This window comes from Mesorhizobium sp. WSM4815 (genome assembly GCF_055811575.1).
Genome location: NZ_JBVVQS010000085.1, coordinates 118,714 through 128,040, shown reverse-complemented (window position 1 = coordinate 128,040; position 9,327 = coordinate 118,714). Strand labels below are relative to the sequence as shown.

Annotated in this window: 11 protein-coding genes and 1 pseudogene; 5 read left to right on the top strand and 7 right to left on the bottom strand. The window is 58.1% G+C overall.

All coding sequences use genetic code 11. The annotated features are described in order from the left end of the window. Positions 1 to 96, top strand: a pseudogene (locus tag AC0L2B_RS09590) (VOC family protein); the annotation flags it as partial. Positions 97 to 259: 163 nt separating this feature from the next. Here AC0L2B_RS09590 and AC0L2B_RS09585 read toward each other — a convergent pair. Beyond that, on the bottom strand, positions 260 to 1,051 hold the full coding sequence (locus tag AC0L2B_RS09585) for a DUF1194 domain-containing protein (RefSeq protein WP_473745100.1): 792 nt from the start codon (positions 1,049 to 1,051) through the stop codon (positions 260 to 262). Positions 1,052 to 1,453: 402 nt separating this feature from the next. On the opposite strand from AC0L2B_RS09585, the gene AC0L2B_RS09580 reads away from it, so the two are divergent. Both AC0L2B_RS09580 and AC0L2B_RS09575 read left to right on the top strand, forming a co-directional pair. Continuing rightward, on the top strand, positions 1,454 to 1,738 hold the full coding sequence (locus AC0L2B_RS09580; protein WP_473745099.1) for a DUF982 domain-containing protein: 285 nt from the start codon (positions 1,454 to 1,456) through the stop codon (positions 1,736 to 1,738). 419 nt (positions 1,739 to 2,157) lie between these two features. Next, positions 2,158 to 2,457, top strand: a complete 300-nt coding sequence (locus tag AC0L2B_RS09575; protein WP_091597134.1) for a DUF1236 domain-containing protein — start codon at positions 2,158 to 2,160, stop codon at positions 2,455 to 2,457. A gap of 191 nt (positions 2,458 to 2,648) precedes the next feature. Here the strand turns inward: AC0L2B_RS09575 and AC0L2B_RS09570 are convergent, their stop codons facing one another. Then, on the bottom strand, positions 2,649 to 2,984 hold the full coding sequence (locus AC0L2B_RS09570; RefSeq protein ID WP_473745098.1) for a low affinity iron permease family protein: 336 nt from the start codon (positions 2,982 to 2,984) through the stop codon (positions 2,649 to 2,651). A gap of 158 nt (positions 2,985 to 3,142) precedes the next feature. Next, positions 3,143 to 3,358, bottom strand: a complete 216-nt coding sequence (locus AC0L2B_RS09565; RefSeq protein WP_473745097.1) for a DUF3606 domain-containing protein — start codon at positions 3,356 to 3,358, stop codon at positions 3,143 to 3,145. A gap of 185 nt (positions 3,359 to 3,543) precedes the next feature. On the opposite strand from AC0L2B_RS09565, the gene ligD reads away from it, so the two are divergent. Continuing rightward, positions 3,544 to 5,385 (top strand): DNA ligase D, encoded by a 1,842-nt coding sequence (gene ligD, locus AC0L2B_RS09560; RefSeq protein WP_473745096.1) that lies wholly within the window; start codon positions 3,544 to 3,546, stop codon positions 5,383 to 5,385. Here the strand turns inward: ligD and AC0L2B_RS09555 are convergent, their stop codons facing one another. Beyond that, positions 5,386 to 6,375 carry a hypothetical protein gene (locus AC0L2B_RS09555; protein ID WP_473745095.1) on the bottom strand — a complete coding sequence of 330 codons (990 nt, stop codon included), beginning with the start codon at positions 6,373 to 6,375 and terminating at the stop codon, positions 5,386 to 5,388. It abuts the gene before it with no gap. 667 nt (positions 6,376 to 7,042) lie between these two features. Between AC0L2B_RS09555 and AC0L2B_RS09550 the strand changes: the two genes are divergently transcribed. Then, positions 7,043 to 7,339 carry a hypothetical protein gene (locus AC0L2B_RS09550; protein WP_473745094.1) on the top strand — a complete coding sequence of 99 codons (297 nt, stop codon included), beginning with the start codon at positions 7,043 to 7,045 and terminating at the stop codon, positions 7,337 to 7,339. On the opposite strand, the gene AC0L2B_RS09545 is transcribed toward AC0L2B_RS09550, so the two are convergent. The 3 genes from AC0L2B_RS09545 to AC0L2B_RS09535 are packed head-to-tail and all read right to left on the bottom strand — an operon-like array spanning position 7,232 to position 9,146. After that, on the bottom strand, positions 7,232 to 8,113 hold the full coding sequence (locus AC0L2B_RS09545; protein ID WP_027155576.1) for a hypothetical protein: 882 nt from the start codon (positions 8,111 to 8,113) through the stop codon (positions 7,232 to 7,234). The genes AC0L2B_RS09550 and AC0L2B_RS09545 overlap by 108 nt on opposite strands. Continuing rightward, positions 8,110 to 8,505: a phage holin family protein gene (locus AC0L2B_RS09540; RefSeq protein WP_287177822.1), complete on the bottom strand. Its 396-nt coding sequence runs from the start codon at positions 8,503 to 8,505 to the stop codon at positions 8,110 to 8,112. Before AC0L2B_RS09540 ends, AC0L2B_RS09545 begins: the two co-directional genes overlap by 4 nt. Then, complete coding sequence (locus AC0L2B_RS09535; protein WP_287053141.1) at positions 8,502 to 9,146, bottom strand: hypothetical protein; 645 nt, start codon at positions 9,144 to 9,146, stop codon at positions 8,502 to 8,504. The genes AC0L2B_RS09540 and AC0L2B_RS09535 overlap by 4 nt, the downstream gene beginning before the upstream one ends. Positions 9,147 to 9,327 lie beyond the last annotated feature (181 nt).

Genomic DNA, 9,327 nt, shown 5'->3' with positions numbered 1-9,327 from the left:
GAAGGCGAAGTAGTCCAGTATAAAGACGCGTATCGGCTCTGCTACATCCGTGGGCCTGAAGGGCTCCTCATCGGACTCGCCCAAGAACTCAGCTGAGCGCAATACGAAGACAAATGGCGAAGAGTGACCAATGCCAGCGAGCGCGTCCGAGGCCGACCCGCCTGTTCGACGTCCATCCCTCCACGGTCGGCCGCGTTGTCGCTAAGCACGATTAGGGCGTCAACCCCGTGGGTCGCCCGCGAATGCCGCCGTCGGCAGCCTAAGAGCGTGTCTCGCTGGATATGGAACTTACTTCTCGGACTAGCTTGTTTATTATGGCCCATTGGAATTCAGCCGAGCTGTCGGCTGGAATGATAAACGAGCCGGCCCCCCCGATAACGTGCCGCTCATAATATTCCGCAGTCGTCTCACCATTTTCCACTTCCGCGCCTATCGGGAGACCGTTGATTACGATGGCTTTCTGAAGCGCTCTCTGGCGGCTTTCCTCAAGTGAATATCCGTCATTGTTTGTTCCGTCGCCTGAGATATCGATGACCCTGCGCAACGTCGGGACAGGAAGTTTGTCAAACGCATCAACAGATACGTCAATGGCGTATGAGATCGACGTTTTCGCACTGTGCGGATCACGGTATTGGCCTTGCGACTTTTTCCGGATTGCTTCCGCGATAGCCGACGCATCATTCGCGTCAGAGAGAACGGTCCAATCCAGCCGCGTTTTTAAGGAGCCGCGGCTCGACCATTCGACAAAAGTGACAGCGATCTTGCCGTGCATACCCTGTTTGATCACCTTCAGCACGGTCGATGATTCCAAAGCAGCCGCGTAGCTCTCGCGTTGTAGCGTGGCCTCTATCTGGTTGATGGAGCCGGACATATCGGCCGCAAGGACGATTGCGACATCGACTACGTCGACTCGGTCATCGAGAAGAAGCTTCTCGCGAATCTCACAAGGGCAAAGGTCGTTCGTATAAGAATTGCCCTGAACAGGCTGGTCAGCGATCAGAAGCGTTCTTAACAATCCTGCGCTCAGCACAGTAAAAGATAGGACTTGCATCTCCGACCTATCCTCATAAAATTGTGGGATTTGCTTATGCTGGTCGCAAACTTTAATTAAGTCTCAAACGAACAAAACAAATAGATCAACTTAGAGAGCTTGGCCCCTGAATTGTCACACCCCCTATATTAGCTCTACATAATCTTAAGAGTCAACAAATGCTGGAAGGGCAACCGGAGCGAGTATCCCCTTCCACACATGCATTTATTCGCAACGTCGGCATGCTGCCACGAAACGGCGCCTCGCGCCTTTGCTCGACCGCATCGACGTCCTGGATCTTGGCGGCGGTTAAGGCCTGCATGGCCGTTCGCGTCGGGCAGCGGCGCCCTGAATTCACGATGATGATGCAACCACCGCCATATCTTCGCGTTTAACCGCCTTCACTCCTGGGAAGCGACGAAAATGACGGCGTTTGTCCCGATTACAATCTACCTGAATCACAGGCCGATGGTGGTCGCGTCGATAACCGACGCTGCGAAAGCGCTTCAGCAACCATGGCCATTCATGGACAAGCCGTCCCGGCTTGAAGCAATCCGAATGATCGAGGAATGCCTGGCCGGACATTGCAGTCACCAAGCTGCGTTCGCCGCCTTCGAGGCGGCTGCAACAGTACAGGGACTTCATAAGCAGAAGCCCCCAAGCGAAGGCCTCAAGAAATTCGACGGAGTTGCTGAAGATCTGATGTGAGGTGATGCCCGCCCTCGCCACCTTGGAACCGCTGACAGGCCCCGCCTAGGCGGACGTGGTCAGGACCACCCGCAAATCGAGGAATGGCGGTGGTCTCTTGCTGGCATTCCCTAGCTAACGACCATTCCAATTGCCAGGAACGCGATGGAGACGGCGAAGCCGGAGCGAGTAACCAGCGGGCTTGGTGGACGCTATTTCCATGGGCTCCTCCCGTGAACTCGCAGTGAGCAACGACTACGGGCAGCCGCGGTTCCGGATGATGCGATGTCCAGTCTGTTACGCGAACAGTGAGACTTGGGTCCTGTCTGAGATCCGCCCGAAGCTCCCAGCCAAAGGAACTTTTGCAGCTGCTGCGGGTTCGGTGAGTATCGCGCGTGACGATGCTGTTCGGCGCGACAGGACTCACATAGGAGGCAACTATGAAAATGCGACTTTCCACTGCAGCCGCGGGATTTCTGCTGCTGGCAGGTATCGGCGCTGCTGCCGCTCAGGACGTAGTCATCGAGCCTGAACAGGAGACCGTCATCAGGGAATATGTGAAGAAGCAGCCGCTCGCATCGGTGAAGGTCCCTGGGATAGAGCTCAATATCGGCTCAACGCTGCCCGAGACGGTCGAGCTTCATGAAGTTCCCGACACCAAATACAGTTACGTGATGGTCGACAACCGGACTGTTGTCGTTGATCCAGGCACACGCAAGATCATCAAAGTCATCGAGTGACCTAAGCGACTGGGATCACAGCCCGCGGTGCCGAAAGGTATAGCAGGACACTAAATCTGGAAGTCCCTCTGATCCAACAGACCATTGCCAGTCCTCTCCCGTAGGCAATGGTCTGTCGGCTCATCCGGTAACCTGCGGCCAACCCAACGCATTGGGGCTGCAACGGTTTCGCGCAGCTATGCCGGGTCTCGTTATCGATCAATCTCATTGCTGCTTTCGCTCTCATTCTCTTTCAATCTCTTCAGGTCCTCTTTGTCGACCTTGACCGTCTTGCTATCAGCCTTGCCGACGGCGCGAAGCAGTTCGTCCGTTTTGGCGTGCAGGGCCTGACTATCGCGATATTCGGCGCGCTGGATGAAAAGAGTCATGGCCCGTGTCGCCAGCGTCGCAATCGAATGCCAATCGAGGCTGCGTGCGTCATAGACAAGCCAAAGCCCGGCATAGGCCAGGAAAATCAAAAACGCCTGCGGGCGCGACGTCAACGTGCCAAAGTGTGTGATGGTGCCCCGAACTGGGTGGTTTGCCATGTGCAAGACCTCCTACGCATCTTCATAGGACAGCAGCTCATGCTCTGGCTCGTAGTGATGAAGCGCCTGGCCCGAGATTGCGTATATCGAAATCTTGCCGGCGGATAGGACAGCGCTCGAGATGGTCCGCCCCGGGCTTGATCGGCCGGTCGTGAACTTTACCCTGTAGCTGGCTGGCCTCGCTGTTTCTCATTTCCGCTCACGCAGCGCCTCGCGGCTTCTGTCAGAGCGGCCCGGTTGTTGCCGTTGCCTTTGATAAGTTGGCGGACTTGGTCTGCCGAGACGCCGTTCTGCTGGGCAAAATACTCGATCTCGTGGTCGTCACCGGCGGACACGCGGTCGCGGAAATCTCGCTCGCTCATGTCATCGCCCATATCGTTCTCCTGTGAGCTTCGAATCAATTGCAACGCCGGCAAACCGATTTCGCTTCCGCGGGCCTGCGGGATCAAGTTCTGTTCACACGGGAGAATGCCAGCACTGCCTGACCTCACTTTGTTTTTTCGGAACCGATTCGAAACGGGGATATTGATTCAAATCGAAGCGTCTGGAGTCCAATTGCATGCTTACCGAGCCTGGCATTGGCCGGCTGTCGTTCATTGAATTCCAAATGCCCACGCTGGTCGAGAAGCCGCCCCAGGGCGATGGATGGATTCACGAAATCAAATACGATGGCTATCGGACCCAGCTGATCATCCAGCGGGGCAAGGCGCAGGCCTTCACCCGAAGGGGCTTCGACTGGACCGACCGATACGGCCCGATTGTCGGTGCCGCGGCTGAGCTGAAAGCAAAGCGCGCAATCATCGATGGCGAGGCGACTGTATTAGGCGCTACCGGGCTTCCTGACTTTCAGGCACTACGCCGCGAGCTTGGAAAAGCTGAGTCAACGAAGCTGATCTTCCACGCTTTCGATCTGCTTCACCTCAACGGCAAGAATCTGCGGGACGCTCCGCTGGTGGAGCGCAAGCGCGCCTTGCAACGTCTCTTGAAGGGTGCGCCGCCGGCGCTGGTCTATGTCGATCATTATGAGGGCGACGGCCCGACAGTGTTCGAGCACGCCTGCGAAATGGGCCTGGAGGGGATCGTGTCGAAGCGTGCAGATTCCCGCTACCGCTCCGGCCGGCAGGAGAGTTGGCTCAAGCTCAAATGCATCAAGAGCGACAACTTTCCGATCGTTGCCTTCGTCGAGAAGCTGGGGGCGCAGCCGCGCAGGATTGCCTCGCTTTATCTCGGCCGCCGCGAGGGGAATCGCGTCCACTATGCCGGCAAGGCGCAAAGCGGCTACAGCCTGCGCGATGCACGCGAAGTGCGCGAACGATTGAACCCACTGATTGTGGCGAAATCTCCACTCTCGGAACCGATAGACAAGCCCAAGGCAACTTGGGTGCACCCGGCAGTCGAGGCCGAAATCCAATATAGCGGGATCACCGATGACGGACTGCTGCGTGAGGCGGTGTTCAAGGGGCTGCGCGATGATCTGAGCCCACCAGCCCGCGCGCCGCCTCTAGGCCGCAAGCGGCCGTCCGATGAAAGTTTCGGCGTCCCGCCCGAAAATATTCTGCAATTGCTGCCCGACGCCGTCGTGCCCTCGAAAGAGGATCTAATCGGATATTGGACGAAGGTAGCGAGGAAGGCGCTTGTCCACCTCGGCCGACGCCCGCTCAAGCTGGTTCGCCACTCCCACTGCGTCACGTTCTATCACAAGGGCAGATTGCCCAAAGTCCCGGATGCCGTGCATCAGCTGCGAGTTCAGAAACGCGAAGGTGGCGAAGGGGTGAGGCTGTGGGTCGATGACCTTGATGGGCTTCTTGGCTTGGTGGAAATGGGCGTTGTCGAATTGCACCCATGGAACGCCACCATTGATGATATCGAGCATGCCGACCGCCTCGTAATAGATCTGGATCCTGGCGAAGGAGTCGAATGGGAGCTAGTTGCCGGCACGGCTTTGGCGCTCCGCGATATGCTGCGTTCAGCAGGACTGGACAGTTGGCCGAAGGTGACCGGCGGCAAAGGCCTGCATGTGATGGCGCCGCTGAACGCTGGGATCACGCACGATGCGGCCAGGCAGTATGCACGCAGGCTGGCGCAGCAGCTGGTCAACAAGCATCCCGATCGCTACCTGTTGTCGGCTGCGCCGTTCGCCCGCGTAGGGCGTATCTTCCTCGACTATCTCCGAAATGGGCGTGGAAACACCGCGGTAGGTGCGTATTCGCCAAGAGCCCGCCCTGGCTTTCCAATTGCGGCTCCCGTAACCTGGAACCAGGTCGAAAAGGGAATTCTTCCAGACGCATTCACCTTGCAAAGCCCCTTTCGGCCGACGCCGCAGACAAGCCTGCGGAAAGCAGGCCGCGCTCGGCCCAATGTTTCAGATCGCCCGACCGTGAATAAGAGCAGGGACTTTTAGTCAGTCCGGCGGATCTAAAGATAGTGGCTCGACCAACGCCAATCTTCCGCACGCGTCAAAGTGGATTGGAATAGGGTCGCAGATTGTCCCAGAAAACCGCTCCTCCGGACCCGAGATGAAGGCAAGTAGATAGTCCTGGTCACCATGTGTAAGAAGGCGCCCGGCATATATCTCGCAGTCGGATGTGCCGTATAGGAATGGACCGTCCGCCGGTTTCCATGGCCCCAAGGGATGATCGGCAGCAAGATAGTGGATGCCCGCTACCGGCTCTCCCGGATAGTTGCGTTTGAATTCTTCCGACCAACATTGTGAATGTGTGCAGAAGAGGCAGAACCATTTGTCGCCCCGCTGGAAGACTTGGGGGACCTCGATTTCCCCGAAAGATCCGACATAAACCGGAGGCTGAAGCTGCCAATTTACAAGATCGTGCGAATGGGCAACGCCAATTGCACCAGAGGCATTGGTATCCGATGGCATCGGCGATCGGGCCGTGAAATACATCAGCCAGCCAGAGCCCTCGGGGTCACGTATCACCCAAGGATCCCGCAGCGAGCAGTCCTTCCAGCGCCGCGGAACGCAACCCTCGTAATACTCGGCATTCTCACCGGTGCGCTCGAGCGCAAGGCCCTGCCTTCTCCAATGGACTAGATCGGCGCTACTAGCGCGTCCGATCCGTTGTATTTTGCCCTCTTCAGCGCGTGATGTCCCGGTATAGAAGAGGGTCCATGAATTCCTGTCGTTCCGCACAATGCAGCCGGTCCAGATCGTCAGATCATCAAAAGACGGAGTTTTGCTCGGCCGGAAAACCGTTCCCCGATACGTCCATTTGCGCAGGTCAGGACTGGTGGCAAGGCCCCAGGTGACATTCCAGTGTCGCAGTTCGGGATTCCCTAGCGAGCGATCGGCCTGCAGAAAGAAGGCATGCCAGAGTCCCTGATCATCCCGGCAATACCAGCTGTCCCATATCCATTTTCCTTCGACGGTCAACATTGGATGCCTCTGACGTCGCATTGCCAACCACTGCTGAAAGAAAACCATCAGCGCGCGCTAACGTTCCGCTTCAAGGCTTACGGCCGGGGAGGCAACCCGACTAATCTTGATTCCAAATATCGTGCGAACTTGGTTTCGGACTTGGTTGCCCAACGCGCGATTCAGGTTGACCTTGTCGGCGGCCTGTCTGCCGGCCTTTAGGCGTCGGTCGCTACGCGGGCCGATGCTCGACACACCAGCCGTATTTCGGGATGGGTTGGCGCGAACTCCTTCTCGTGTGGTGAGTCTTGACCAGGATCGGGCCCCTTTCCACGGGGGCGAGCTCTTCCAGGCGGTCGTTCAGGTACCGGATCAGGCCGACCTGGAACGATCGGGTCAGGTGCCGACGGCGAAGCGATCCCCGATAGGCGCGCCTCTGCTTGAAGCGCCGGCTTTCGACGTCGCGGTAGCGGGGTCGGTCCACCTTCACGCGGTGGACCGGGACGCAAGTTTAGGTCGTTGCAGACCCGCGTTCAGGACGATCTGTCGATCTTCTAACTACCGTCATAGGACCCAAAGGGGAGAAACCTAGCAGGCCCGCGCCGAACCAAGGTGTGAGCGTTATGGCGTTCACCTCGATTCGCAAACGGAATACGATCCGGAACGGAGAACCCTCTCGGCGTGGTTCGTGGCCAGCGGTAAATGTTACCAGTTTGAGGACGTGCCGCCGGAGACCTTCGCCGCGTTCAAAGCCGCCATTGTGAATGCCGCTACTTCAAGACCACATCCGCAATCCCTTCCGATCCGGTGTGGTTACGACCGGCGACGGTGCCGGATGACATCGTATGGAAGCGCGTCATTCAGGCTGGTGGCGACGCTATGTGGTGGTAGAAGACTCGTCCGACGACCCCGGCAAACGATCGCGAATGGCTTCCTCAGTTCTGTTTGCGGTCGATTCCACAACTTTGCCGACCTTGCCTGCTAGGGTGCCTGCATCTCCACCCGAGCCTTGCCGGTCGGCCTCTTCCTTGACCGTTTCGTAGGCCTCGGCGGCAACTTGCTTTGCTTGCTCCAGGCCCGTTTCGAAAACCTCCTCCGCACTGTCGCGAATTTTGTCGCGGTAGGCGCCAAGTTGCTCGTCCTCTGTGGCTGTGTGGGGCAGCATCACCCCGATGGCAGTGCCCAGCGCAAGGCCGACTGCGGCGATAGCCAGCGGTTCGCGCTCGAAGAGGTCTTGTGCCGATTGGCGCGTCCGAGCCGCTATCTCGCTGGCGCTTGAGCCGAGCTGTCCGGCGGTTTTTGTCATCCTCTCCTTGGCGCCCGTAGCAGCGTTTGCTGCAGCTTCGGCCGCGTCGCTTGCTGCTGATGTAACCGAACCGGCGGTATCGGAGAGCATCGCCCCGATTCCGGACCCTTCGTTGCCCTGGCTGAAATCATCGCCGCGCAAGTTAGAGAAAGCGTCAGGAGCTGTGCCTGTCCGATAGGCGGCGGCAGCTGAGTTGGTTGCCGACGTGCCGTCGCCCAGCATCAGCCAGGCCAGGCCGGCTCCAATCAACGTCAATGGCAACGGGTTGTCCCTGACTTGCGACTTGAGATTGCCAAGCATGGCAGATCCCTCGCCACCGGCGAACATCCCGGTAAATTCATCGATCAATTGACCCGGTGTCATCTTGCTGCGGATCGAATCGGCGGTGTCTGCTACTTTAGCACGGGCGATGTCGGCATCGCGCTCGAGCTCGGCTGCGGATTTTTCGCTCATCTTATTTGATCCTTGATCACGCGCGCGTCGCGCTTGAGTTGGTCTTGTGTGCGATCAGGCGTCAGCTCAGAAGGAGCCATGCTTTTCGTGCCGGAGCGCAAGAGAATGGTCCCCAGTATCGCGACGACGATTCCAACCAGCAGTGAGGACCATCCCGCTCCCAGGCCGGCACTCGCCAGGGCGATTACGAGTGCTTGCAAAAGCACCATCAAGGCCGCGAGAAGGCATATGGCGCCGGCCAGAACCTCGGCGGCGCCTGCGCCGGCCTTGCTGATTTTCTCCGACATTTCGGCCCGCAACAGCCTACTTTCGGTTTGAAGCAGGCTTGTGACCTGCTGTGCCAGATCGCTGACGAGGGTTGCGAGGCCGCGACTTTCCTGATTGTTGGTCATGGGTTCTGCTCCAGGCTTGCGCCTGCCAAATCCCTGTCGTCTCTGGGCTGATTGAAGGGGGGCGGCGTAGTGTCAGGTGCCTCTGCCGATCGCGTAGCGGACTGATCCGAGTTCGAAACCGTTTCTGAACCCCCGTCTGTTTGCGATCGACTCGGTGTCTCGGTCCGGGCAGATGGCGGCGTGCTCTTGATAAACCGCCCCAGCGCCAAGCCTGCCAATACTGAGCCGGCTATCAGCGCCCCTGAGTTTTCGCGGCCGAAAGACCGCATCTCGCCAAGAACATCTTCGAATGGTTTGTCCTTCAACGAAGATGAAAGGCGTTCAAGCGAGCCGGCGGCATCGAGGGTGAACTTCGAAGCGGTCCGTTGATTGTTATTGGCCAGATGCTCGCTTGCTGCTCGCAAGGCTCCGCTAAAGGCCTTCAGGTTGGAGCTGATATCGCGCTGTGTTCCCTCGGCTTTGTCGAACAACGCCTGCTTCGCTTCAGCAGCGTAGTCGCCCGCCTTCCTGGCGAGTTCGTCGCGAGCGTCGTGTAGCGCCTCTGTCGCGGTCTGCGTTTCCTGCTGGAACCGTTCGGACAGTTCGCTTTTGGCTGTTTCGAAATCGGCCGGCTTACGGCCCTGATCGTCTTCGCGCTGCATGGTATCTCCTAATGGAATCCGAGAAAGGAGAGGATCGCAAGCACGACGACGACAAGGCCGATGAGATAAATGACACTGTTCATGGCGGCAATCTCCTCCATTGCCTAACGAACTTGGCGGGGGCAAACAGGTTCCATCACTTCCAGCTAAATTAGCAGTAAGAATTCGGTGCCATAACCGG